This is a genomic window from Phycisphaerales bacterium (assembly GCA_020852515.1).
In the GTDB taxonomy this organism is placed as follows: domain Bacteria; phylum Planctomycetota; class Phycisphaerae; order Phycisphaerales; family UBA5793; genus UBA5793.
This window is the reverse complement of sequence record JADZAS010000023.1, coordinates 176,071-199,527: the sequence shown is the minus strand read 5'-3', so window position 1 is coordinate 199,527 and position 23,457 is coordinate 176,071. Positions and strand designations below refer to the sequence as shown.

Genomic DNA, 23,457 nt, shown 5'->3' with positions numbered 1-23,457 from the left:
GATCTGCAATCGACAGGTTCCGGCAGTTCGCCCCCACCCCGGCCCTCCCCCGCAGAGCCGGAGGAGGGAGTGGAGGCCGCCATCCATCATGGCGACAACCTCGATCTGCTGCGGCGCCTCGGCGCGGGCACGGTCGATCTCGTCTACATCGATCCGCCGTTCAACACGGGGCAGCAGCAGCGGGGGACACAGCGCGCAGGCGGAACGGCCGGACAAGCAGCCTGCTACGCCGACGCATGGCCGACGATGCGCGACTATCTCGCGTTCATGCGGCCGCGCCTTGCCGAGATGCATCGCGTGCTCAAGCCGACGGGCTCGCTGCTGCTGCACTGCGACTGGCGCACGAGCCATCACCTGCGGCTGCTGCTCGATGAGATCTTCGGCGCTGAGCGGTTCGTGAACCATCTCATCTGGTCCTACGGCCTGGGCGGCTCCTCGCCGCGCCGCTTTGCCCGCAAGCACGATGACATTCTCTTCTACGGCCGGTCGGAGCAGTACTGGTTCGAGCCGCCGCGCGTGCCGGCGACGAGCGCGCGCATGCGCGGGCTCACGAAGAAAGCCACGGATGTGCTCGACATCCCCTCGATCAACAACATGGCCGCGGAGCGCACGGGCTATCCGACGCAGAAGCCCCTGGCCCTGCTCGAACGGCTCATCACAGCATGCTGTCCGCCCGGCGGCCTCGTCGCAGACTTCTTCTGCGGCAGCGGCACGACGCTCGTGGCGGCGCAGCGATTGCAGCGGAAGTGGATCGGCTGCGATGTCTCGGCGGAGGCAGTGAAGATCGCGCGGCAGCGCTTGAACGCTGATGGCGAAACCGCGATCGGTCAGTCGAGATAACCCAGGCCGCGCAGGCGATCCACAAGCACCTGCTCTTCATCCTGGTTGAAGACATCCTGGCCTTCGCCCCAGCCCTTGCCTTCCTGCGACGACGTGCCGGCGTAGGTGATCTCGTGCGAGGCAAGCCACTCGTCGGTGAACGCCTCGCGGATGAACTTGCCATCCATGTCATCGGGAATCGGCAGGCCCATGTAGCCCAGCACCGTCGGCACGACGTTGAAGATGTCCGTCGTGACGTTCGGGTTGTGCTTGATGCCCGGGCCGCACGCGAGGAAGCAGCCTTCCATGCGGTGCATGCCTGAGCCGGTCTTCCAATCGGCCTTGCGGAATGCACCTTTGCCCAGCGAAAAGTCTGCGATCCACTCGCCGTTGTCGAGGAAGAACACGATGTCGGGCGCGCGATCAGTGTACTTGCCCGTGTAGACCTCTTCGCGCACTTTGACGTGTGAGAGCATGGGCCGGCCGGTCTCGGGGTGGCGGATGTCGCGCAGCGCTTCGATGACTTCGTTGCGGACCTTTTCGTAGTCGCGCGGCTCGATGCAGCCATGATCGACGTGCGAGCCGTAGAGTTGGCGACCCTTCACATTGAGATACAGGCCGCCTTCGGTATTGCTGGCCATGTACGCCTTGGTCTTCTCCCAGTCGATCGACTCGTAGAACACGTCGTAGAAGGTGCGCGCGGCTCCGGACTGGCGTGCGGCGCGGCGGGTGAGGCGCTGCCGCGCCCACGCCTGGAAGCCGATGGTCTTGAGGAACTTGAACCACATCTTCTTGAGCAGGATGAGCGCCAGCGCCTGGCGGATCTTCATCTGGTTGACCACCAGCAGGCCGCGCTGCGCGAGGAAGTTGTTCACCATGAATTTGCCGTAGAGCGGCCCGAAGCCGTGGTCGGAGACGAAGAACACTGTTGTCTCTGGCCCGGCCTTCTCGAGCAGTTGCGCGATCATCTTGTCCTGCTCGCGGTAGAACTCGATGACCTTGTCCATCACCGCCTGGTCGTACTTGCCCGACTTCTTGAGCTTCTCGCGCTCTTTCGGGTCGAGGTAGTTCCACATCGCGTGCATCATCCGGTCGGTCTCGGTGAAGCACGGGAAGCAGAGTTCCCAGTCGGGGTACTGGTCCATCAGGTGCAGGCAGTACTTGGTGCGCTGCCACTCGCACTTGACCTCATCATCGATGAACTGCTGCGGCCGCGCGGCTGAGTAGCCCTGCCAGTTGACGGTGATGGTGTATTCGCCGAGTTTGGGTTCGAGCGTCCGGATGAGGTCGCGCGGCCAGGAGAAGTCGCCCTCTTTGTGCGGCGAGAGCATGTCGGCGAGCATGACGCCCTTGATCGGCGCCGCCGGGTAACTCACCGGCACGTTCATCACGATGCTCGTCTTGCCGGCTTCGGTGAGAATCTGCCAGAGCGTCTTGCCATCCACCTCGCGGGCGTTGACCACGCGCCGGCTGATCTGGGCCTTGTTGTTGGCCTTGGTCGGCTTGAAGAAGTCGAATACACCGTGATTGCCCGGCTGCTTGCCGGTGGCGAACGACACCCACGCCGGGCCGGTCACCGGCGGCACGGTGCTCATCAGCGTGCCCCACGAACCGCGGTCCATGAGCGATTTGCACGTGGGCATCACGCCCTGCTCGGTCAGCGGCTTCATGACGTCAAACGTCATGCCGTCGAGGCCGATGATCATGACTCGTGGTTTGCTGCTCACTGCTTTCTCGCCTGCATTCTACACGGCTCACATCGAACCAGAGGTATCGCGCCGCGGCCTTCTACATCCTGTTCCGGCCCGCCAGAACCTCCTCGTACAGATCCACCAACTGGTCCGCGACGAAACTCCACGTGAGCGTGCGGACCGTCTCGGGCAATTCGCGGCGGACCTGCTCGCGGTACTCCACATCGCCGATCGCCTTGCGCAGGCACTGCGCGCACTGCTCGACGTTGCCCGCTTCGAAGAGTTGTCCGAGCCGGCCGCTGTCGGTCTGTTCGACGAAGCACGGCACGGTCGTGAGGACGGGAAAGAGCCCGCACGCCATGGCCTCCATCGAGGAGACGCAGAACCCCTCGCCGTGACTGCCCATGACGTAGATGTCCGAGGCGTTTTCCATCTCCGGCAGCAGGGCGTTGTTCACGTAGCCCAGCAGCGTAACGTGCCGCGTGAGCGTCGGGCTCGCGGCGACGAGTGCCTTGACCTCGTGTTCGATGAGCCCGGAGCCGGCCATGTAGAAGTGCGACTCGGGAAACTCAGGCGCGACTTTCTCGTACGCGCGCAGCACCGTCAGCGGGTCTTTGCGCTTGGTGAGCCCCGCCGCCCAGAAGAGAATCGGCTTGCCCTTGAAGCCGGTCTTTTCGCGACACTTGGCCCGATCGAGCGGCTGGAAACGCTCGTCGTAGCCCACGCGGATGATGCGGCTCCTGGCGGGATCGAGGCCGAGGCCTTCGCGGTACATCTCTTCGTGGTACTTCGTGAGGTAGATGCCGCGCTCGGCCTGCTTATTGGGATATTGGAGCAGTTTGCGTATGTAACCCTTGCGCGCCAGATGCGGCCCGTGGTGCTGGTAGACGTAGGGGATGCCGCGCTTCACGAACGCGCGGGCGGCAAGGTGAAACGTGTACGCATAACTGTTCATCTGCCAGTGGATGAGATCCGGCTTCCAGTCGAGGATCTTGTGGAGAAACGCGCGCGACCACTGCTTGCCCTGGTAAAAGGAGCGGCGCGTCATGGGCCACATGGGCCTCGTGGCGAACCACTCCACGCCGGTGTCGCCGACTGCGTGGCCGCTGATGGTGTACATGATGTGGACGGAGACGGCAGAGCCGGGATGCCGGCGGTCGAGCGCGGCCTTGACGGATTCGGCCTCCTGACCGAGCCAGTCTTTCTTGTCGATGACGGCGCGGCGAAGGTCGGTTTCCCGATCGTTTCGCGTGGGGATGGAGCCAAAGATGAACGCGATCCGCACCGCCAATGCCTCCACCTGTTGCGGGGGTGTCATGCCCGGCGGCCAGGTCCGGCGAGTGCCGTGCAGAAAACCGGGCCAGATGATAGCCTGCGGGACCGCCGACTTGACAGCATCCATGTCGGCCGGATGATGGGGCGTCATCATCGGGTCCGCGGCGGGCTTTGGCTCACGCCGGGTCTGCGAAGCAATAGCGGACGCCGCAAAGCAGAACGAAGGGCCGAAAGGTCGATTGAGTGAACATCGCCGATGAATGAACGACGTCCCAATATTCTCATCGTGGTGTTTGACGCGGCCCGTGCGGAGAACTTCTCGATCTACGGCTACGAGCGGCCGACCACGCCGAATCTGCAGCGCCACGCCCGACACATGGCGATCTACCGCCAGTGCATTTCCTGCGCGATGTGGACGATGGCGAGTACGGCCGGCTTGTTCACGGGCACGTATCCGAGCACGCACCGTCTTGAGGTGGATGGCGAGCGCCTGAGCCGGCGCTTCACGACTTTGGCCGAACTGCTGAGTTCGCACAATTACGCGACGGCCAAGATCACCGGCCACGTGCCGTATGTGTCGGACTTCTCGGGGCTCGATCGCGGCTTTGCGCACAACTTCGAGCCGCCGCCGAACGCGCTTCGGGCCCGCTGGCGCGCCCTGAAGCGCCGCCGGGCCCAGAGCCAGGGCCAGCAGCGGCATGAAGGCGTGGATCTCGGCCTGGACCTCAAGACGGAGGCCGACGAGGTGCAGCGCCGCTCAATGCGCAACCGACTGCGCTACTGGATGACGGGCTTTGCCGACGCGGGGGCCGCTGCGTGCTTTGATGAACTGCGCCGATTCTGGAGTGAAAAGGAAGATCGGCCGCGCTTCGCGTATCTGCATCTGCAGGAGACGCACGCGGAGTACCGACCGCCGCATCGCTACCGCAGGAAGTTCCTGCCTTCCGCCTTGCGAAACCGGAATCTCGCGGCGATCAATCAGCGGCCCAACCCACACGATGTCGGTCTCGTCAAGATGACTCAGGAGGACTACGACGTCCTCACCGCGCTCTACGACAGCTGCATCGCCTACCTCGATGAGCAGGTCGGCCGCCTGCTCGACGACCTGTCAAAGCGGAGCGACTTTGACAATACTCTGGTGATCGTCACGGCCGATCACGGCGATTGCCTCGGCCGCCACGGCATCCTCGGGCATCAGTTCGTGTGCTACGACGAACTCATACACATTCCGTGGATCGTCAAGTGGCCGCGAAATGTCGCGATTACGGGGCCTCAGGACGATCTCATCCAGAACGTGGATCTCGTGCCGACCGTGTGCAGCCTCCTCGGGCTAGAGCGGCCCGCGGCCTGCGAGGGCATCGACGTGCTCTCGCAGTCGCGCGAGGCGGCGATCAGCGAGCTGCTCAAGCCCTTCGGGCTTTCGGCGCTGCGGCAGGGGCTGCACGAGATGGCGCCGCAATTCAATCGCGGCGTGCTCAGCGTGCGCAGCAAGACGCACAAGATGCTCACGTATACAGGCGATCAGGCCGACGAAGCGTACGACCTCGAACATGATCCTCGAGAATCGCACAATCTTCTGCCGGATCCGCAAAACGCGGCGACTTCCGGGCTGCAGCGGCTGCAATCGCTCCTGAACGATTGGAAACCGCGATGGCTTGACGCCTATACGGACGTGCAGTCGCGCCTGACAGGCGGCAGCTCCAGCGAGATTTCGCCAGAGGTGGAAGAAAGGTTGCGTGCTCTCGGTTACCTCGATTGAGGTGCCACGACCTTGAACTTTCCGCTGAAAAGATGGCCGAAGCTGCTCTTGGCGGCCGTGCACACGCGAAACCCCTGGGCCCACCGCCTGGTGGCGACCTGGCCGCGTCTTGATCTCGATCGCCCGGTGTTCGTGGTCGGCCTGCCGCGCTCGGGGACTTCGATCTTCGTTCGTCACTTCGGGCGGCATCGCGATTTCGCGCACTGGTCCGAGGCGCCGACGATGTGGGATCCGAGATTCCGCGCGAAGGATACCGATCATCGCTGGATCGAAGCGGAGGCCACCGACGCGACCGTGCGGCGAATCACGAACAATTTTGCCTACTACACCAAGTGGAAGGGCAAGCAGCGGTTCGTCAACAAGCACCCGCGCAACTCGGTGCGAGTGCCGTTTCTGATGGCTGGCTGGCCCGATGCGCACATCGTGAGCGTGCAGCGCGACCCACGCGCCGTCGTGTGGAGTCTTGTCTCGCGCACGCGTCAGGAGGGCTGGCGAAGCCGCTACCCGCTGGGGCAGTTCGCCCGTCCGCCGGGCTGGCGCGAGATCAATGCCGAATCCGACATGGTGCGGCGCTTCTCCCTCGCCGCGGCCGCGATTCACGAGACGCTGCAGGCCGATTTGAACCGCTGCGTGCCCGACGAGCAGTTGCACGTGGTCCGGTATGAGGACTTCGTCGTCGATCCGCGCGGCGTCATCGACGCAGTTTGGAGGGAGTGCGGGCTGGACGGCGACGAGCAGGCTCTGAAGCAGATTCCGGTCCGGCTGACGAACATGAACTCCAAGTGGAATCGCGCCATGTCAGTCGATGACATTGCCGCCATGGAGCCCATCGTCGAGCCTATGCTCAACGACCTCGGCTACGCCGCCAAGCGCGCCATCAAGGCGTCCGTGTAGCCGGTCTGATCCAAGGCTGAGGCGAGCGATGCGCGTTCCGGGAAAAATCGAGCGGATTCTGTGGTACACCTTGTGGGGGCGAAATCCGGTCACGCTCGCGGCGATTGGTCTGCTGCCGCACCGCCGGGTGGATCGGCCGATTTTCATTCTCGGTTCGCCGCGCTCGGGGACGAGCGTGTTCAGCCGCATCTTCGGCGCTCATCCTGAACTGGCCAACTGGTCCGAGGGGCATTTCCTCTTCGACCCGCATTACCGCAACCAGAAGAACGAGCATCGCTGGACGGAGAAGGACGTCACGGCCTTCGGCGCCCGGCGCCTCCGCTCCAACATCGATTGGTATTGCCGGTACATCTCGCTCCGCCAGCGCCTCAACGCGCATCGATTCACGAACAAACTTCCGCGCAACACGTTGCGGGTGCCGTGGCTGCTGTCGATCTTCCCCGATGCGGAGTTTGTTCACATCATCCGGGACGGCCGGGCCGTGGTTCGCTCCATGATTCGCGTCATGGAGAAGCAGCACAAGCAGGATCGCACCCTGGCGGATTTCGCGCGTCCGCCGGGCTGGCAGGAGTACTACAGGGCCGATCCGTACGAGGCGCATGCGAGGCAGTGGGCGGGGATCGAAGACACGGTGCAGTCCGATCTCGAAAAGGTGCCGGCCGAGCGCGTCTGCCGCGCCAAATACGAGGAGTTCATCCTCGATACGCGCAACATCATGCGCCGCATGTGCGCCCAGTTTGGCCTGCAGGACGATGACAGGGCGGTCGCCTGCTTCCCCGAGCACCTTGAGAATCGCAACAGCAAGTGGCCCACGGAGTGCACGCCGCAGCAGATCGAAACCATGCGGCCCTGGGTCACGCCGCTTCTCATCAAGTACGGCTATGAATCGCGTGAAGACTGGACCGTGCCGGGCCAAACCGCCGGCGAAGCGCGGCCGGAAGCGGTTCGCGCGTGAGATTCAGGAAGCGACCTGGAGCGATCGTTTCAGCGCTGGCGGAATATTGAGCAGGCACACCCGTTTGGTGACGTGGTTCTCGCGGTCGAACTCGTTGAGCAATTGAGCGATATCGCCCAGGCGCCGGCGGTCCTTTGTGCCCTTGAACGGCCGGGCGATCTTGCGGATTCCCGCGTACTCAAAAAAGTTCAGACAGCCGCCGGGCGCCAGCAGAGCCTTCATGCGATCGAGGATCTCCCGGATCACCTGCGGCTCGAAGTTGTTGAGCGGGAGCGATGAGATGATGAACTGATACTGCCCCTCAAGCGGGACGGTCTGGATGGGGCCGCAGTGCATGCGGATCGTCGCGCCGGGGACGCGCTGGCGCGCCGGCTGAAGGAACTTGCGGTCGAGGCTGCGGGCGAAGTCTTCGTTGATCTCGACGAGATCGAACACATCGCCGTTGTCCAGCGTCGGGACGATCTGCTCGGTCATCGGGCCGGCGCCGGGTCCGACCTCGAGAATGCGACGAGGTGGTGCGGCCTGGCGACACTCCTTGGTCATCAGTCGCGCGAACGTCGGCATGCTCGGAACGGGCGTTCCGGTGTGGTAGTAGTCTTTGAGGGCGACCTTGATATGCGTGAGCATCGATGCCCTTTCGTGATCACGATGCGTGGGCCGCGGGGATCACTAGTATAGTCCGCGACCCGGTTTCTTGTTTGGAGTGGTTCAAATGGCGTTGCAGGACCAGACTGTCGAATCGCTTCTGGAGGCCGTGGCGGCCAGAACGCCTTCTCCTGGAGGCGGCGCCGTGGCCTCACTCGTCGGCTCGCTGGGCGCTGCGCTGGGCCGCATGGCTCTGGCCTACTCGATCAATCGCCGCTCCACCGACGAGCAGCGGCGCGACCTTCAGGGCGCCATCGAGCATCTGACCGCCATCGGGCGGCAAATGCTCGATCTGGCCGAACAGGATGCTCAGGCATATGCCGCCCTGGATGCGCTTTTTCGCCTCGCTGAGGACGACCCGAAGCGCGTCGAGCAGTGGGAGCCGAAGGTGCAGGCCGCCATTCGCGCGCCGATGGCCGTCGTGCAGGCGGCCTGCGGCATGGCCGGCCTGCTGGGTGATCTTGCCGAGGCCTGCAACCCCCGCCTGCTGAGCGACCTGGCGATTGCGGCGGCGCTCGCAGACGCGGCGGCGCGCAGTGGCGCCTGGAACGTCCGCGTGAACCTGCCGCTTGTTTCCTCGATGCCGGAGCGCTGTCGGATTGAGGGGCGGCTGGAGAAGGCGCTGCATGATGCCGCGGCGTCGGCACACCGGGCGGAGATGGTGGCGCGCCGGCGGGCGCCGCTCTGACGCCCGCCATTCAACCTGCCCACGTCGGCCGGCCGATGAATGGGCCGTGCTCGACCGCTATGACACACCTGCGAGAGCGGATGCCAGCCGTCCTGAAACCAAGCCCTGGCTGATGGTCTATTTCGAGTGCTGCCACGCCTATGGCCGGCTGCACCGCAACCGCACCGCGACCCAGTATTCGGGGAGATGCCCGAGATGTGGCGGTCGCGTCACGGCCCGAATCGGCGCCGGCGGCACCTCGCGACGCATGTTCCGCGCCGGTTGAGGCCGCGTCGGCGCCACACGTCAGCACGCGCTCCGGCCGGTCTACGATTGCCGCATGAGCCGCTTTTCATCGAACCAGTCGTACGACATCGCCCGAGCAACCGGCTGCTGTGCGGCGACGGGCGAAGCCATCGCACCCGGCGCTGTCTACATCGCCACGCTTTGCGAACGGGAGGGCGAAGAGGGATTCGAGCGGCTGGACTACAGCCTGGCCGCGTGGGAACGCGGCCAGCGCCCGCCGCGGCTCTTCTCATCATGGCGCACGACAATGCCCGAGCCCGGCGGCAAAGCGAAACCGTTTGTCGATGACGAGGTGCTTCTCAACCTCTTTCACCGCCTGGCGGATGACGAACAGCCCCAGCGGATCGCCTATCGCTTCGTTATTGCGCTCATCCTGCTCCGCAAGCGCCTGCTCAAGCACGAGTCCACGGAGCAGCGCGACGGAGCAAGCGTCTGGCTGATGCGACTCAAAGGCGATCCGGCCGAGGCGCCGCCGGTCGAAGTCATCGACCCGCATCTGAACGAAGACCAGGTGCGCGAGGTGTCGGACCAGCTGGGCGAAATCCTCCGGGGTGAACTGTGACATCGTGGCGCTGCACCGCCGCCACCACTGCGCTATGGGTGGCGTGCCTGGCCGGAGGATGCAAGTCACCGAACGGCGCCCAGGCCGGGCCGCGCACTGAGCCGCTCGGGACGCCGCCGACTTACCGCGAACTGGCCCAGCGCCAGAATGCGCGCGTGGCGGACATCAAGGGGTTCTACACGCGGGGCAGCGTCGAGGTGTCGTGGACTGACGAGCAGGGCCAGCGGCAGAACGAAGTCGGCGAGGGCAATCTCATCTTCATGCGACCCGATCAGGTGGCGCTTACGTTCGAGAAGGTCGGCAAGACCTACCTGTGGATCGGCGGCGGGCCGGAACGCTCGTGGATGCTTTGGGGCGGCGACATTTCGCGAGCCTTCATCGCCCGAAACAGCAACGCCTTCAGCACCTGTTGCGAGGCGTTTCCCGTGTCGCTGCTTCCGGCTGAACTGATCGACTTGTATGGCGTGTTCGAGCTGCCGCTGGATCTGTCCGAGGGCGTGGTCGCGGCCGTGGAGGGAGACGAGCAGCGCCGCGCCTGGGTAGTCACCGCGCCGGCTCGCTGGTGCTCGCGCCGCGCCTGGATCGCCGCAGACGACGGCCGACCGCTGCGCGTCGAATTGTTCGATGCGGCGACGGGTCGCCTCTGGGCCGCCAGCGAACTGACGGAGTACCGCGAGATGGAAGTGCGCGGCGTGGCGCCGGGGCGCCAGCCCTTCGTTCCAACGCGCGTCGAGGTTCGTTCGGGCAGTCTCGCCGAAGAAGAGTTCGTCCGACTGACTTTGAGCGACCCGGCAGATGTCCCCGCTGGGCACACGGAGATCAAGCAGGCGCTGTTCGACTTCGATGCGATCAGGCGGAACATGCGTCCCGACGAGGTCATCGTACTCGACGCGAACTGCCCCGATCCGGCGCTGCCGGCTTCGCCGACCGGCTCGAAGTGAGATGCGCCGCAGCGGCCCCCGCCGCCGACTATGATCCACCCAAGTATGCTCGTGGGCCGACGGAACATCAACATGGCAAAGCCGCTTTTCGGGGGCGCGCTGAGCGGCTGGCTCGCGTGTCTCGCGGCGCTGGCCTTCGCGGTTGCGGCGCACGCCCAGGCGAGCGAGCGGCCGCTGGCGCCTGTGGCCGTCAGCGACGGGCAGCACGTCTGGTTCTTCCAGCCTGCCGGCATCGCCGAGAACACGCGCATCATCGTCCTGCACCACGGTCCGCGCCACGCCAAGGGGCAAGCCGAGCAAGCGAGCATCGTCGAAGACATGCCCGAAGCGGCGCTTGCGGTTGACAGCAGGCTCTATTGCATTTTTCGCGGCAAGCGCAATCCCGCTGGGGGGTTTCAGAACAGATCGGTCTCGACCGTGCGCGCAGAGGCATACGACCCTCGCTCGCGGGCCTGGGTGTACGAGCCTTCGCCCCGCGCCCGCACCGTCGCCGACCTGCCCGGCGCGGGCCGCATCAACGGGTTCGTCGCCGATGGCCGCGAGCCGCTCGTCCTGCTCACGGCATTTGCCGATGCACCGCAAACCGAGGCGACCGAGGGCGGACCAGGTCTGCCGCAGTTGCTTCGTCTTGCCCTGCCTCGCGGCGAGTGGGAGCCGGTTGCGCTGCCGCCAGACGCGCGCGATACCGACCGATTCGCGCTGCTCGCTGGCGTCCGGCCGATCCTGCTCGTCTCAGCGCCATCGGGCGAGTCGACCGCATATTCGCTCGAGTCGGACTCCACGTGGAGTGCGGAGAGCGTTGAAGTGGCGGCAGAGCGCATCGCCGATTCAGCCGTGTACGACGGCCAGAGTTACGCGGCCCTTTCCACCGATGCGGCTGACGAACTCGAAATCGTCCTGCTCCGTCCGCCACACGTCTATCCGGTGGCGCGGATCAAGGGTCTGCCGCCCAGCACGCGGTTGATCGACTTCGGGTCCAGTCTCGCTCTGGCCACGGCGCCGCCCGAGGGCGACCGGCTGAGCGTCACTTCGGTTGACGTGGAGAGCGGCAAGACGGATGAGGCTGTTGAACTCCGCCAGCGGCTGCGACCGGCGTTCGAGGACTTCAGCCTGCTCGTGCTGGTCGGGGCGCTGCTTTTCGCGATCCTCATCATGTTCATCTTCCGGCCGGCGGATCCGGCGCGGATGAACGTAACGCCGCCGAGGGGGGCGCGCGTCGCCGAGCCGCGGCGCCGCGTCGTGGCGCTGCTCATCGACCTGCTGCCGTCGGCTCTGCTGGCGGGCCTGGTGCTCGACGTGCCCCTCAAGGCTGTGTTTGACATCGCGCAGATGCCCATGCGAGCCCAGCACATCGAGCAGAGTTGGCCGATGATGCTCATGTTCCTCATCTGCATCGGGCATTGCACGCTGAGCGAACTGCTCTGGGGCCGCACGCTGGGCAAGGCGCTCATGGACTGCTGGGTCGTCGGCACCGACGGCCAGCGCGCGAAGGTTGCGGGCGTGCTCGTTCGCAATGCGATGAAGTTCGTGGCGCTCAACGTGCCACTGCTGTTTCTGTTCGTCTACATCAACCAGTATCGCCAGCGGCTCGGAGATCTCGCCGGCCGCACCATCGTCGTGACACACCACGACGGCCCCGAACCCTCCGACGCATCGATTGACCGCGAGGCTTGACGGCCCTTAGCGCGCAAGTACATCCACGGCTTCGCCCAGCGCGTCGATGGCGGCGATGAGTTGCCGGTCGGAGAGGTACGGCGCCGGTCCCAGGCGCAGCACGCCGTCGCGATGATCCGTGAACATGCCGCGCTGCCGAAGCAGCGAGCAGATCTCTGCAGCGCGCGGCGAATCAAGGGCCAGAAATCCGCCCAGTCGCGCCAGCGCAATCGAGCGGTCGCGCGAGATGATGGCCGGATCAGCATCGAGTGCGTCGAAGCGCTCGGCGAGCAGACCCACCTGGTGCTGGCTCACCTCGCGGAGCCGTTGCGGGGTGAGATGCATGGCGTCGAAGAAGTCAAGCACACGCGCGGCGCGGTAGTGACTCGTCGGGTCGTAGGTCGCGCCGGCAAAGCGGCTGTCGCCGTTGGAAAACGCCACGCGGCCCGGGTGCGCGCGATCGGCGATCGCGTCGAACTCGGCATACCAGCCGGTGATCACCGGCCGAAGCGCACAGTCGGGCGGGAAGCGGAGGAAGCAATTGCCCTCGCCGCACTGGAGGTACTTGTAGCCACCGCCGAGGATGAAGGCGTGCTCGAGACCTTCCAGGAGCGATGGCGCCAGCGGCCCCCGGGCGCCACTGCGATCGGTTGCGCTCCCCACGAGATCGAAGTGCTGCAAGGCATCGACGACGTTGACGCTGTGGTACATATCGACCAGCAGCGCCGCACCGGCACGCTGGCACGCTAGCGCGACGTCGTGGAGTCCAGGCACGATCTGTCCGGTGCGAAACAGCACGTGGGAAACCATGACCAGAGCGGTCTGGTCATTGACGGCCTCAGCCAGCCTCCAGGCGATATCGGCGCTGGGCCGCGATGGGATCCGCACGATCTGCAGCGGTGGCACCTCGGCGAGCCGATCCAACTGGCGCCGGGCGCTGTGGTATTCGCCGTCGGTGGTGACGATGCGCGGCCGGTCGCGCAGCGGCAGCGCCGAGAGCAGCCGCACGAGCAGGTCATGCGTGCTCGATGCGAAGGCATAGCAGCCGTCGCGGTCGCCAAGCCGCTCCATCAGGCCGCGCTTGTAGCGATTCATTTTTTCGAAGGCACGGGGCCACTTGTCATCGACGTACGTGGCCGCGTCCCGCCACGCCTCGATCTGCCCCTCGAGCGAGACATCCGGCCACGCCTGGTGCGAGTGGCCCGTGAGCAGCAGGCGGTTGGCGACGTCAAACTGCGAGTAGTGCGGCGCCAGCGCGTTGTCGTCGGCGTAGAGGTCTTCGGGCCTGAGCGCTCCGGCAATCTTCGGCCCCGCTCTCCCGTCACTCACCTGCGTCTTCGCACCGCTTTCAATCATCGCGCGGCCCTCTATCTACAGGTGGATCCGGATCGCCCACAGATCGGGGAACAGCGGGCGAAAAAGCGTCTGTTTGAGGTACTCCGCGCCGGCCGAGCCACCCGTGCCCGGTTTGGAGCCGATGGTGCGTTCGACCATCTTCACGTGGCGGTAGCGCCACTCCTGCAGCCCCTCATCCAGATCGACGAGGCGTTCGCACACCTGTGCGCACAGCGGGCAGGTGCGGTAGACCTTGACGAGCGTCTGCTGCAGGGTCTCGCTCGGCTCCCACCGCTGCGTCACATCGCGCTCCAGCAGCTCGCCGGGCACGTCGAATCCATTGGCGACGAGGAAGCGCAGGAACGAGTCGAAGAGGGCGGGCTCGCGCATCCGCCGCTCAAGCCGTTGCCGCGCGTCGCTGCCCTCCGCCTGGGCGCTGATGGCGTGCGGCTGGCGGTGGCCCAGCAGGAACTCCACTTCGCGGAACTGCGCGGACTGAAACCCGCTGGCGCTCTCAAGGCGCCCTCGAAACGAGTTGAACGAGAGCGGCGTCATCGTCTCCAGGATGTCCACCTGGCCCACCAGCGTTTTGAGAATCGTCAGGATGCGCTTGAACGTGTGCAGTGCCGCCGGCGCGTCGTTGGCCTGCAGGCGCGTCTGGAGGAAATCGAGTTCGTGGAGCACCTGCTTGAACCAGAGTTCGTAGACCTGGTGGATGATGATGAAGAGCATCTCGTCGTGCTCGGGCCGGCCGTTCTCGTCGGCCGATCGGCAGCGCTGGCAGGCGAGCAGTTCATCGACTTTGAGGTAGTTGGTGTAGGTGACGGCGGCGCTGGTCATGCGGGCTCCGGTAGCGGCAGTGGGGGCGAAATCCGGGCATGGTCGCGGCGCGGCTTGGGCCTACGATGATCTCGCCATGATCAACAAAGTCTATGCGACACCCGCCGCCGCGCTCGAGGGCCTGCTCCACGATGGCATGACCGTGATGGTCGGCGGCTTTGGCCTCTGCGGAATCCCCGAGCGGCTCATTCTCGCCCTGCGCGACAGCGGCACCAAGGGCATCACCGCGATCTCGAACAATGCCGGCATCGACGACTGGGGCTTGGGCCTGCTGCTGCAGACGCGGCAGATTCGCAAGATGGTCTCGACCTACGTCGGCGAGAACGACGAATTCGCGCGGCAGTTTCTCTCCGGCGAACTCGAGATCGAGTTCGTGCCCCAGGGCACGTTCGCCGAGCGCATCCGCGCCGGCGGAGCGGGCATCCCGGCCTTCTACACGCGCACCGCGGTCGGCACCCCGCTCGCTGAAGGCAAGGAGCATCATGACTTCGACGGGCACACCTACGTCATGGAGCGCTGGCTCAAGGCGGATGTCTCGCTCGTCAAGGCGTGGAAGGCCGACACGGTCGGCAACCTCATTTTCCGGAAGACCGCGCGAAACTTCAATCCCATGATGGCCATGGCGGGCAAGACCACCGTGGCCGAGGTTGAGGAGATCGTCCCGGCCGGCTCCATCGATCCGGATGCGGTGCACACGCCGGGCATCTTCGTCGATCGCATTGTAAAGACCAGCAGCGAAAAGCGCATTGAGCAGCGGACCACTACGCCGCGCTCCACCTGAATCACCGGAGTTGGACATGCCTCTGACACGCGACCAGATCACCAGGCGGGCCGCCGGGGAACTGCACGACGGCTTCTACGTCAACCTCGGCATCGGCATGCCCACGCTCGTGGCCAACCACGTGCCGGCCGGCATGCAGGTGTGGCTCCAATCCGAAAACGGTCTGCTGGGCATGGGCCGCTTTCCCCACGAGGATGAAGTCGATGCCGATCTCATCAACGCGGGCAAGCAGACGGTAACCGCCGTCGCCGGCGCGTCGTTCTTCGATGGCGCGACCTCGTTCGCGATGATCCGCGGCGGACACATCGACATGGCCATCCTCGGCGCCATGGAGATCAGCCAGGATGGCGATATTGCCAACTGGATGGTTCCCGGAAAGATGGTCAAGGGCGTCGGCGGAGCGATGGATCTCGTCGCCGGCGTAAAGCGCGTCGTCGTCACCATGGAGCACACCACCAAGAAGGGCGAGCCCAAGATCATCCCGCAGTGCACGCTTCCGCTGACCGGCAAGGACTGCATCGATATGATCATCACCGACCTGTGCGTGATGCACCGCAGGGTGCGCGACGGCTTAAAGCGGTTTGAAGTGACCGAGATCGCCCCCGACGTGACGCGCCAGCAGGTTGAGCAGGCGACCTCGGCGGAGATCTGGTGGTCGCCTGAACTCAAGCCCGTGGCCGTGTAGGCCTGCACCGATAATGCAGGCGTTGCGCCTGTGCCGGATCGGGGGGAACTTGCGCCGGCGGCGCCGGGCCCGGGCCTGAACCAGCCGCTTCCGATGGCCGATAGCCCGCCAGGGTGGATCGCGCCCAATTCGCGCGCGGTGCGCCCCGAAGAGGTGCGGCGCAATGGCCGGGCGGGCAGATCTTACAATCCGGCAGTTCGAGCGGAACGAGGTCGTGCTCGAGGGCGAGTTTGAAGTTGCGCCCGCAGACCGCGCCCAGGTGATTTTCTCCGCCCGGCATGCGGCGGTGATCGACGCCCACACCATTCGCATGACCGTCTCCGACATCGGAGCGGGCGGCATCGGCTTTCAGTCTCCGCTGTTCCTGCCGCGCATGCTGCGCGGCACCATCCGCATCCTCGAACCAATCAAGACGACGGGACAGATGGATACCCACTCGCCGCGCTGCGTGGCGTTTGAGCACGCGGTGAGGATTCGCCGCGTCGATCTCACGAGCCGCATCCCGTCGTACTTCATCGGATCGAGTTTCGAGGCTGCCGATGCGCATCTTGACGAGGCGCTGACGGCGATGATGGACCGCATCTCCGAGACCTTGCGGTCTCGGGCCGCTCAGGTCCTCTCCGCTGGAGTGCCCGACGAACCGGAGAATCGGCCATGAACGAGTCGGCTGAATTCCTCGGCAAAGCGCTCGTTGAAGAGGGCCTTCTCAGCCGCGCTCAACTCAGTCAGGCCGCGGCTCTGGCCGGCGAGGCCGACTGCACGCTCGACGAGGCCATCGAAACGCTGGCGCTTCTGCCGGCCGATCGAATCGCCATGACCAAGGCGCAGATCTGCGAAGCGCCCTATGCCGATCTCTCGCAATTCGAGATCAACCTCTCCAACTGCCGCCTCATTCCCCGTGCTCTGGCGCGCCAGCACCTGTGCATTCCGCTGTTTGTCATCGATGACGTCGTGGCTTTGGGGATCGAAGATCCGCTCAATCTGCAGGCGCTCGACCAGGTGCGCCAACTGGTCCGCCGCGAGGTCGATCCGATTCTGTGCGAGCCCAAGGCGCTGCGCGACCTTATCGAGCGCGCCTACGCGCTGACGGGAGTCGAGGCCGAGGATCGCACAGGCGGCGAAGTCGAAGTGGAGGAGGGCGAGACCGGGCCGATCGTGCTCGCCGTCAACACGTTGCTCGCAGATGCGATCCGCAGCGGCGCTTCGGACGTTCACGTCAACCCTGATCAGGGCGAGATGCACATCCGCTACCGCATTGACGGCGTGCTCCACAAGAGGCAGGGGCCGCCGCTGAGCATGCACAGCAAGATCGTCCAGCGGCTCAAGGTCATGGCGGGTCTCGACGTCACGCAGACGCGCCGGCCGCAGGATGGTAAATTCCGTTTCGTGCATGGCGAGCGGCGCGTGGATGTTCGACTCAGCGTTATGCCGACCGTGACCGGCGAAAACGCGGTCATTCGCATCCTCAACGCCGGCAGCACGATTCTCACCTTCGCCGAACTGGGCATCGACCCGACCACCGCCGGGCAACTCGAGCAGATCCTCGCTCAGCCGCACGGCATGCTCCTGGTCACCGGTCCGACGGGCAGCGGCAAGACGACCACGCTCTACAGCGCCATTTCCCGAATCAACACGCTGCAGCTCAACATCATCACCATCGAAGACCCGGTTGAAATTCGCGTGCCGCTCGTGCGCCAGGTGCAGGTGAATCCGGAGATCGGACTGACGTTTGCCTCCACGCTGCGATCGGTGTTGCGGCAGGATCCCGATGTCGTTCTCGTGGGCGAAATACGCGACGAAGAGACGGCGGCAATCGCGCTGCAGGCGTCGCTCACCGGGCATCTCGTGCTTTCGACGCTGCACACGAATGACGCCGCCGGCGCTATAGCGCGCCTGACGGATTTCGGCCTGCCGCCGTTTGTGATCAACTCGGCCGTGTCGGGCGTCCTGGCCCAGCGGCTGGTGCGACGTGTCTGCGAACAGTGCGCGGCGCCTGACGACCCGGCGCCGTTTCACGTTGCGCAATTCGATCTGCATGATGTGCGGGGTCTGCGGAGGGGACAAGGCTGCCCGCGCTGCCTGCAGAGCGGCTATCAGGGCCGCATCGGGCTGTATGAACTGATCCGATTCAGCGCGCCGCTGCAGGAAGCAGTCGCCGGCGGGTCCTCCACCGACGAGATCCGTCGCGTCGCCATGCGCGAGGGCGCGCGGCTCATGTGGCAGGATGGGCTCGACAAGGCCCGCATGGGGCTGACGACCATTGATGAAGTCGCTCGGATGGTGATGGTCGATCAGACGGCCTACGCCGGCGCCGCTGCGCCGCGGAGGATGTCGGCATGACCGCGGGCACATACGAGTACAAGGCGCTGGATCCGCGCGGCCAGGCGCGCTCGGGCGTGATGGCCGCCAGCACGTGGGACGAGGCCTATCGGCGGGTCGTCTCGACCGGTCTGACGCCGGTCTCGGTGCGCGAGCAGCGGCGGCGCGGCCGCCGAGGCGCGCGGCGAATCACGCTGCGCGACGTGAGCCAGTTCACCTACCAGTTCTCCGTGCTCATCGAGGCGCGCATCCCGATCGCCGACGGCCTGCGGTCGATCGCGCGCGAAGAGTCCAACGCGGCGCTGGCGATGATGATCGAAGACATTGCCGCTGGCATTGCCTCAGGCAGCACTGTCACGGCGGCAATGAGCGGCTATCGCCACGTCCTGGGCGACGTGTACGTAGAGACCATCAGCGCGGCGGAAAAGAGCGGCAACCTTGTGCGCATCCTCGCCCACCTCGCAGAGATGCTCGACCGGGAAGTGGAGACCCGCGCCAGCCTGCGCTCGGCGCTGATGTACCCGGTGTGCGTCCTGACGGCGCTGGTCGCGGCGATGACGTTCCTGATGATTTTCGTCGTACCGCGGTTTGTGGCGATGTTTGAATCGCGAGGCATCGATCTGCCGCTGCCGACGCGGATCGTTATCGGCATCAGCGATTCGGCTACGTCATACTGGTGGATCATTGCCGGTGGAATCGTCGCCGCAGTTGCCATTGTCCGCCGCATCTCCGGCACGGCTCATGGCAGCCTGTTTCTGGACCGATGCGTGCACCGGCTGCCGATCGTGCGCAGCGCGCTGCAGTCGGCGGCGCTGGCGCGGTTTGCCCACGTCTTCGGCCTTTCGATTTCCAGCGGCCTGCCGTTGATGGACTGCCTGGAGATGGGCGGCCGCGCCGCGGGCCGGCCGCTGCTGCTGCTCGACGCGCGGCGCCTGGCCACGCAGGTTTCGCAGGGAGGAAGGCTCGCTGAAGTGTTACAGGACTGCCCGTATATCTCTGGTTTCGCGCGGCGGCTCATCTCCGCCGGAGAGCAGTCCGCCGAACTGCCCAACATGTGCCGCATCATCGCGCGGCACTATGACCGGGAGGTTTCGTACATCACGCGCAACATGGCCACGCTCATCGAACCGGTGGTCGTCGTCGCGCTGGCTGCGATGGTGCTTGGACTGGCGCTGGCCATCTTCCTGCCGATGTGGAACTCGATGGCGCTTCTTGGATGACTCTTCGCGGCTGCGTCGTGGTGCGGCCGCTCTCGAAGTGGTGGAATGGAACTGAACTGGCAATCGGAGGTTGAGAACATGGACTCGAACCGGATCGGACGCACAACTCGCCGCGCCTTCACCTTGATCGAACTCATCGCCGTCATCGTGGTGCTGGCGATCCTGTCGGGCGTGGCGCTGCCGAGGTTCTTTGATTACTCGGCCAAGGCGAAGGAATCCGCCTGCCGCGGCGCCCTCGGCGGCGTGCGCAGCGCCATCGCCAGTTTTTACAGCAACTCGGCCGTGAACGGCACGCCGGTCTATCCCACCATCGCGCAGTTGCGCACGGCCGGCACGGTGATGCAGGAAGCCATCCCCGAGAACCCGTACAACAACGACAGCCGCATCCTCGCCGCCACGTGGGACGCGAGCAATCCGCCTGTTTCCGGGAACCGCGGCTGGTGTTACGACGAAGCGACTGGTAAGTTCTGGGCCAACACCGACACGTTGGGCGAGAACACCTGGTAACGCTATGCCCCTGACGGGAACGAACCTGGGCCGATCCGGCTTGCGGGTCGGCGGCTTCACGCTGATGGAACTGCTCGCCGTGCTCGTGCTGCTGGCGATCATCAGCGCCGTGGTTGTTCCGACGCTGAGCAACGTTGGGGCGACGCGGCAGGCGGCTGCGGCGTCGCGCCTGCTGCGCGATGTGCAACTGGCCCGCCAGCGCGCTGTGGCGCGCGGCGTGCGCACGTGGGTGGTCATCGACGCCGATGCACAGCAGTACGCACTGTTCATCGAGGATGCCGCGGCGCCCGGCCGCGCCAACCGCCAGCCCATCATCGACGAGGCGACGGGCAAGCCCTTCGTGGTCGCTCTGAACCAGGGCGAGTGGCGCGGCGCTTCGGTGGCCGCCGTTGACATCGCCGGCCGGTCGGAAGTGGGATTCGACAGCCGGGGGCGGCCGCTCGGAGCGGATGAAGCGCTGCTTGCCTCCGACGGCACCATCACGCTCTCGGGCGGTCACACCGTCCGCATCACGGCGCGCACCGGGCTGGTGCAGCGCATCCAGTAACTCGACGGTTCACCACGCACAGCGGGACAGGGACGTTCCAGATGATGCGGACCACCGCCCAACCTCACGGCCGCGCCTTCACGCTCATCGAGACCATCGCGGCGCTGGTCATTCTGGCACTGGCGATCCCGCCGATGCTGCTGGCGCTGCGCCAGGCCAGCGTGGACCGCATCGATCCGATGCGCTTCTCTCAGGCCCGCTGGCTGGCCACGGAGCGGCTCGAGGACATTCTCGCCGATCGGCAAAGTGCCGCCCGCGGCTACGACTACGTCGTAGAGGCCAACTACTTCGCCGAGCCGGAGACCGACGCGAGCCCCGCGTTTGCGCGGCAGGTGCGCATCGTCGAAACCGCTCCTGATCTACAGACCGCCGGACGCGGCTGCAAGACGGTGACTGTCACCGTGACCTGGCTGGACTCCAGGCGCCGGCCTCAGTGCTTCGAGGTCGCGACTGTGCTCACGGAGACACACCCATGAGGCGCCGCGGGTTCAGTCTGGTCGAGGTCATCGCGGTGATCGTGATTCTCGGACTGGTCGGCAGCGCTGCGTCGTCGCTTATTCTCACGGCCGTGGCGTCGTTTACGGACACAAGCGTGCGGCTGGCGCTGCACAGTGAGGCGAGCGTGGCGCTCGATCGAATCGTCCGCGAGATCCGTGAGATCGATGCCGCACCCGAGGACAATCAACCGAACGCGGACATCCGCAGCGCCGGCGCGACCAAACTGCAGTGGGCCGATTCGAAATCGCTGCGGCTCGTCGGCGGGACACTCTTACTCAACACCGACGGCACGAATGAAGATGCTCTGTGCACGGGAGTATCTGATTTCGCCTTCGACTTCCGGGACGACTCGAACCGCTCGCTGCTTCTCGGCGGGCGCGTTGCCGATGATGATCTCGCCAGAATCCAGCGCATCGCGGTGCGGCTCAGCCTCACCAGGCAGGGCATGACCGAGTCGCTGCAGACTCGCGTGTTCATTCGCGCTGCGATGACGGGAGACTCGCAGTGAAACGCGCGCCGCTGGGTCATGGTCAAGCGACGCGGCGCGGCAGCGTACTGGCCGCGGTGATTGTGCTGCTGCTCATTCTCGAACTGGCCATCGCCTCGCTGCTCATGAACAGCACCAGCGAGCAGGGCATCGGCATCGACCGCCTCGACACCGTTCGCGCTTTCTACGCAGCCGAAGCGGGCGCGCAGATGGCTCTGCGCGAAATCACGATCGGGCGTGATGAAGACGGCGACGGCACGGTCGGCGGTGTGTCGGACGACGGCGAAGCGGCCAACGATCCGGCCCTCGGTCTCGCGCGGTTTCACGTCACCGTCACCGCCGGCGCCGATGCCACGATCATCACCAGTGAAGGCGTTTGCGGCAACGCATCGCGCGTGATGCAGCTGATCGTCTCCGACTGAACCGCATGGAGGACTCGCAATGCGCTGCGTGATCATTCTGGCAACGGTCCTCCTGTGCGGCGCGCTGTCAGCGGCGGTGCATGCCGACGGTCGCACGTTTTACGTGCGGCAGGGCGGCAGCGATCGCAACAGCGGGCTCGATCCTGATGCCGCGCTGCGGTCAATTCAGCGCGCCGTGTCGCTGTGCACGCGTTCGGGCGACTCGGTCATCGTCGGTCCGGGCGTCTACTACGAGCAGGTGCGCATCGGCAGCGGCGCCGGGGCGGCGGCGGCAAGCGGCACGGCCGAATCCCCCAACGCTCTTGTGGCTGATTTACATGGCAGTGAGACCGGCGACGAGGCCGGCGCCGTAGTCATTGAAGGCGATGGTGTGCGCGAATGCGGCATCCGCCTCACCGATCGAGACGACTGGCTCATCAGTGGCTTCACGTTCCGCGGCCAGTCACAGCGGGGCGTGTTGATCTCCCAGGCAAGCGGCGTGAGTGTTGAGGCCTGCATGTTTCATGCGCTGCGTGAAGCCGGCGTAGAAGCGACCGACTGCGATGAACTCATCATTGCCGGTAATCTGTTCCTTCGCGATGCTCAGTCCGGTTCGAGCATCGTGGTCAGAGCCGAGAGCCGCGCAAAGCCAAAGCGGGCCGACGAGCGCCATCACGATAAGGAAGACGATGTCGAGCGCGAAGCGCATCGTGAGAACGATGCTCGCGGCCGAGACAATGCGCGAGACGGATACGACCGAGACGATGACGACCGCCACGACCCTCGCCCCGAACCGCCTGACCGCGGCCACAAGTGGGGACACCACAAGCGCCGCCGCTCGGATCCTGGCGAGACCGTCATCGTCGAAGCCAACCGCTTCACCATCACTGGAGCGGACTATCTTGCATCGGGCTTCGCTGCGTCGAAGCAGGGATCGCGCCATCGCCACGGAGAGAAGCATGTCGGCATCGACGTTCATGTCGTCGGTGAGGGAGCGGTCGCTCACGTTCTCAACAACGTCGGCAGCGATTGCTCAACGGGAATTGACTTGCGCGTCGAAGGCGAGGGCTGTTCGGGCGTGGTTGCCAACAACACGCTCGCGGGCTGCTGGCTGGGCATCAGAGCCTCAGCCAGGCGGGGCGAGATGCTCGTCAGCGACAACGTCGTCGTGTACAGCCGGTTCGCTCTGGCAGCGCCGCCGCGCGGCTCAAGCATGGAAATCTCCGGCCTGCTGACATTTGAGGTCGCCGGGAACCTGCTGCAGGGCGGGAGCGAGGCGTCGATTCTCGGACACGTGGCTGACGCCGATCCGATGTTTGCGGCGGCTGCGGCGGGCGACTTTCGTCTTCAGCGCGGCTCGCCGGCCATCGACGCCGGCCGGGGCGCTGCTGGCGTGCTGAGCGATCTGAACGCAAGCATGCGGCCGCTGGATGGAGACGGCGACGGCGACGCACAGCCGGACCTCGGAGCGTGCGAGTACGACCCTGACCAGGACGGTGTGCGGCGCCTCCACCTGGTCCAGTGGCGGGAAATCGAGCGGTTGCAGCCGTGAATTGAGTTATCGGCGGTGAACCGGCGGACCCGAACCAAGTCATGCACGCCGAGCGCCGATAGGTTAGAAGCGCGCCGCGTTCGGATCGTCGGCGCGTGCTGTCACGGCGTTTCAGCAG

General features: G+C 65.4%; 24 protein-coding genes. 19 read left to right on the top strand and 5 right to left on the bottom strand.

The window, feature by feature from the left end:
- The first annotated feature begins 69 nt into the window (after positions 1–69).
- Positions 70–840, top strand: a complete 771-nt coding sequence (locus IT430_15870; GenBank protein ID MCC6909418.1) for a site-specific DNA-methyltransferase — start codon at positions 70–72, stop codon at positions 838–840.
- Here IT430_15870 and IT430_15865 read toward each other — a convergent pair.
- Both IT430_15865 and IT430_15860 read right to left on the bottom strand, forming a co-directional pair.
- Positions 828–2,546, bottom strand: a complete 1,719-nt coding sequence (locus IT430_15865) for an alkaline phosphatase family protein (GenBank protein MCC6909417.1) — start codon at positions 2,544–2,546, stop codon at positions 828–830. The genes IT430_15870 and IT430_15865 overlap by 13 nt on opposite strands.
- Positions 2,547–2,607: 61 nt before the next feature.
- Positions 2,608–3,828 carry a glycosyltransferase family 4 protein gene (locus tag IT430_15860; GenBank protein MCC6909416.1) on the bottom strand — a complete coding sequence of 407 codons (1,221 nt, stop codon included), beginning with the start codon at positions 3,826–3,828 and terminating at the stop codon, positions 2,608–2,610.
- 213 nt (positions 3,829–4,041) lie between these two features.
- Here IT430_15860 and IT430_15855 point away from each other — a divergent pair, with 213 nt between their 5' ends.
- Genes IT430_15855 through IT430_15845 form a run of 3 tightly spaced genes read left to right on the top strand, consistent with a single transcriptional unit; the run spans position 4,042 to position 7,393 of the window.
- Entirely contained in the window at positions 4,042–5,544 is a 1,503-nt protein-coding gene (locus IT430_15855; protein MCC6909415.1) for a sulfatase, read from the top strand.
- A 48-nt stretch (positions 5,545–5,592) separates the two neighbouring features.
- Entirely contained in the window at positions 5,593–6,438 is an 846-nt protein-coding gene (locus IT430_15850) for a sulfotransferase (protein MCC6909414.1), read from the top strand.
- 28 nt (positions 6,439–6,466) lie between these two features.
- The gene (locus IT430_15845) at positions 6,467–7,393 is read left to right on the top strand and encodes a sulfotransferase (protein ID MCC6909413.1); all 927 of its coding nucleotides are present in this window, start codon (positions 6,467–6,469) and stop codon (positions 7,391–7,393) included.
- A 3-nt stretch (positions 7,394–7,396) separates the two neighbouring features.
- Here IT430_15845 and IT430_15840 read toward each other — a convergent pair whose 3' ends face one another.
- Complete coding sequence (locus tag IT430_15840) at positions 7,397–8,020, bottom strand: methyltransferase domain-containing protein (protein ID MCC6909412.1); 624 nt, start codon at positions 8,018–8,020, stop codon at positions 7,397–7,399.
- A gap of 85 nt (positions 8,021–8,105) precedes the next feature.
- On the opposite strand from IT430_15840, the gene IT430_15835 reads away from it, so the two are divergent.
- The 4 genes from IT430_15835 (at position 8,106) to IT430_15820 (ending at position 12,188) form a co-directional block, all read left to right on the top strand.
- On the top strand, positions 8,106–8,726 hold the full coding sequence (locus tag IT430_15835) for a cyclodeaminase/cyclohydrolase family protein (GenBank protein MCC6909411.1): 621 nt from the start codon (positions 8,106–8,108) through the stop codon (positions 8,724–8,726).
- Positions 8,727–9,045: 319 nt separating this feature from the next.
- Positions 9,046–9,573 (top strand): hypothetical protein, encoded by a 528-nt coding sequence (locus tag IT430_15830; GenBank protein ID MCC6909410.1) that lies wholly within the window; start codon positions 9,046–9,048, stop codon positions 9,571–9,573.
- Positions 9,574–9,611: 38 nt separating this feature from the next.
- A complete protein-coding gene (locus IT430_15825) occupies positions 9,612–10,514 on the top strand; it encodes a hypothetical protein (protein ID MCC6909409.1) in 903 nt (300 codons plus the stop codon).
- Positions 10,515–10,586: 72 nt separating this feature from the next.
- Positions 10,587–12,188: an RDD family protein gene (locus IT430_15820; GenBank protein MCC6909408.1), complete on the top strand. Its 1,602-nt coding sequence runs from the start codon at positions 10,587–10,589 to the stop codon at positions 12,186–12,188.
- Positions 12,189–12,194: 6 nt separating this feature from the next.
- Here IT430_15820 and IT430_15815 read toward each other — a convergent pair whose 3' ends face one another.
- Both IT430_15815 and IT430_15810 read right to left on the bottom strand, forming a co-directional pair.
- Positions 12,195–13,496 carry an aminotransferase class V-fold PLP-dependent enzyme gene (locus tag IT430_15815; GenBank protein MCC6909407.1) on the bottom strand — a complete coding sequence of 434 codons (1,302 nt, stop codon included), beginning with the start codon at positions 13,494–13,496 and terminating at the stop codon, positions 12,195–12,197.
- A 42-nt stretch (positions 13,497–13,538) separates the two neighbouring features.
- Complete coding sequence (locus IT430_15810) at positions 13,539–14,342, bottom strand: hypothetical protein (protein MCC6909406.1); 804 nt, start codon at positions 14,340–14,342, stop codon at positions 13,539–13,541.
- Between the two features lie 76 nt (positions 14,343–14,418).
- On the opposite strand from IT430_15810, the gene IT430_15805 reads away from it, so the two are divergent.
- From IT430_15805 to IT430_15755, 11 genes are all read left to right on the top strand, one after another.
- A complete protein-coding gene (locus IT430_15805; GenBank protein ID MCC6909405.1) occupies positions 14,419–15,123 on the top strand; it encodes a CoA transferase subunit A in 705 nt (234 codons plus the stop codon).
- A gap of 16 nt (positions 15,124–15,139) precedes the next feature.
- Positions 15,140–15,808, top strand: a complete 669-nt coding sequence (locus IT430_15800; GenBank protein MCC6909404.1) for a CoA transferase subunit B — start codon at positions 15,140–15,142, stop codon at positions 15,806–15,808.
- A gap of 163 nt (positions 15,809–15,971) precedes the next feature.
- On the top strand, positions 15,972–16,466 hold the full coding sequence (locus IT430_15795; protein MCC6909403.1) for a hypothetical protein: 495 nt from the start codon (positions 15,972–15,974) through the stop codon (positions 16,464–16,466).
- Positions 16,463–18,148, top strand: coding sequence for a type II/IV secretion system protein (locus tag IT430_15790; GenBank protein ID MCC6909402.1), 1,686 nt, complete (start codon positions 16,463–16,465; stop codon positions 18,146–18,148). Before IT430_15795 ends, IT430_15790 begins: the two co-directional genes overlap by 4 nt.
- Positions 18,145–19,347: a type II secretion system F family protein gene (locus IT430_15785; protein ID MCC6909401.1), complete on the top strand. Its 1,203-nt coding sequence runs from the start codon at positions 18,145–18,147 to the stop codon at positions 19,345–19,347. The genes IT430_15790 and IT430_15785 overlap by 4 nt, the downstream gene beginning before the upstream one ends.
- Before the next feature lie 45 nt (positions 19,348–19,392).
- A complete protein-coding gene (locus IT430_15780; GenBank protein MCC6909400.1) occupies positions 19,393–19,854 on the top strand; it encodes a type II secretion system protein in 462 nt (153 codons plus the stop codon).
- 4 nt (positions 19,855–19,858) lie between these two features.
- Positions 19,859–20,401, top strand: a complete 543-nt coding sequence (locus tag IT430_15775; GenBank protein MCC6909399.1) for a GspH/FimT family protein — start codon at positions 19,859–19,861, stop codon at positions 20,399–20,401.
- Positions 20,402–20,442: 41 nt separating this feature from the next.
- On the top strand, positions 20,443–20,877 hold the full coding sequence (locus IT430_15770; protein ID MCC6909398.1) for a type II secretion system protein: 435 nt from the start codon (positions 20,443–20,445) through the stop codon (positions 20,875–20,877).
- On the top strand, positions 20,874–21,407 hold the full coding sequence (locus IT430_15765; GenBank protein ID MCC6909397.1) for a type II secretion system protein: 534 nt from the start codon (positions 20,874–20,876) through the stop codon (positions 21,405–21,407). Before IT430_15770 ends, IT430_15765 begins: the two co-directional genes overlap by 4 nt.
- Positions 21,404–21,808 carry a hypothetical protein gene (locus IT430_15760; GenBank protein ID MCC6909396.1) on the top strand — a complete coding sequence of 135 codons (405 nt, stop codon included), beginning with the start codon at positions 21,404–21,406 and terminating at the stop codon, positions 21,806–21,808. The genes IT430_15765 and IT430_15760 overlap by 4 nt, the downstream gene beginning before the upstream one ends.
- Before the next feature lie 19 nt (positions 21,809–21,827).
- A complete protein-coding gene (locus IT430_15755; GenBank protein ID MCC6909395.1) occupies positions 21,828–23,339 on the top strand; it encodes a right-handed parallel beta-helix repeat-containing protein in 1,512 nt (503 codons plus the stop codon).
- Positions 23,340–23,457 lie beyond the last annotated feature (118 nt).

Excerpts from the sequence above, each read along its gene's own strand:
- IT430_15860 (MCC6909416.1), bottom strand. The coding sequence starts at position 3,828 with ATGACACCCCCGCAACAGGTGGAGGCATTGGCGGTGCGGATCGCGTTC.
- IT430_15855 (MCC6909415.1), top strand. The coding sequence starts at position 4,042 with ATGAATGAACGACGTCCCAATATTCTCATCGTGGTGTTTGACGCGGCC.
- IT430_15845 (MCC6909413.1), top strand. The coding sequence starts at position 6,467 with ATGCGCGTTCCGGGAAAAATCGAGCGGATTCTGTGGTACACCTTGTGG.
- IT430_15840 (MCC6909412.1), bottom strand. The coding sequence starts at position 8,020 with ATGCTCACGCATATCAAGGTCGCCCTCAAAGACTACTACCACACCGGA.
- IT430_15835 (MCC6909411.1), top strand. The coding sequence starts at position 8,106 with ATGGCGTTGCAGGACCAGACTGTCGAATCGCTTCTGGAGGCCGTGGCG.
- IT430_15830 (MCC6909410.1), top strand. The coding sequence starts at position 9,046 with ATGAGCCGCTTTTCATCGAACCAGTCGTACGACATCGCCCGAGCAACC.
- IT430_15820 (MCC6909408.1), top strand. The coding sequence starts at position 10,587 with ATGGCAAAGCCGCTTTTCGGGGGCGCGCTGAGCGGCTGGCTCGCGTGT.
- IT430_15810 (MCC6909406.1), bottom strand. The coding sequence starts at position 14,342 with ATGACCAGCGCCGCCGTCACCTACACCAACTACCTCAAAGTCGATGAA.
- IT430_15805 (MCC6909405.1), top strand. The coding sequence starts at position 14,419 with ATGATCAACAAAGTCTATGCGACACCCGCCGCCGCGCTCGAGGGCCTG.
- IT430_15800 (MCC6909404.1), top strand. The coding sequence starts at position 15,140 with ATGCCTCTGACACGCGACCAGATCACCAGGCGGGCCGCCGGGGAACTG.
- IT430_15795 (MCC6909403.1), top strand. The coding sequence starts at position 15,972 with ATGGCCGGGCGGGCAGATCTTACAATCCGGCAGTTCGAGCGGAACGAG.
- IT430_15790 (MCC6909402.1), top strand. The coding sequence starts at position 16,463 with ATGAACGAGTCGGCTGAATTCCTCGGCAAAGCGCTCGTTGAAGAGGGC.
- IT430_15785 (MCC6909401.1), top strand. The coding sequence starts at position 18,145 with ATGACCGCGGGCACATACGAGTACAAGGCGCTGGATCCGCGCGGCCAG.
- IT430_15780 (MCC6909400.1), top strand. The coding sequence starts at position 19,393 with ATGGAACTGAACTGGCAATCGGAGGTTGAGAACATGGACTCGAACCGG.
- IT430_15775 (MCC6909399.1), top strand. The coding sequence starts at position 19,859 with ATGCCCCTGACGGGAACGAACCTGGGCCGATCCGGCTTGCGGGTCGGC.
- IT430_15770 (MCC6909398.1), top strand. The coding sequence starts at position 20,443 with ATGATGCGGACCACCGCCCAACCTCACGGCCGCGCCTTCACGCTCATC.
- IT430_15765 (MCC6909397.1), top strand. The coding sequence starts at position 20,874 with ATGAGGCGCCGCGGGTTCAGTCTGGTCGAGGTCATCGCGGTGATCGTG.
- IT430_15755 (MCC6909395.1), top strand. The coding sequence starts at position 21,828 with ATGCGCTGCGTGATCATTCTGGCAACGGTCCTCCTGTGCGGCGCGCTG.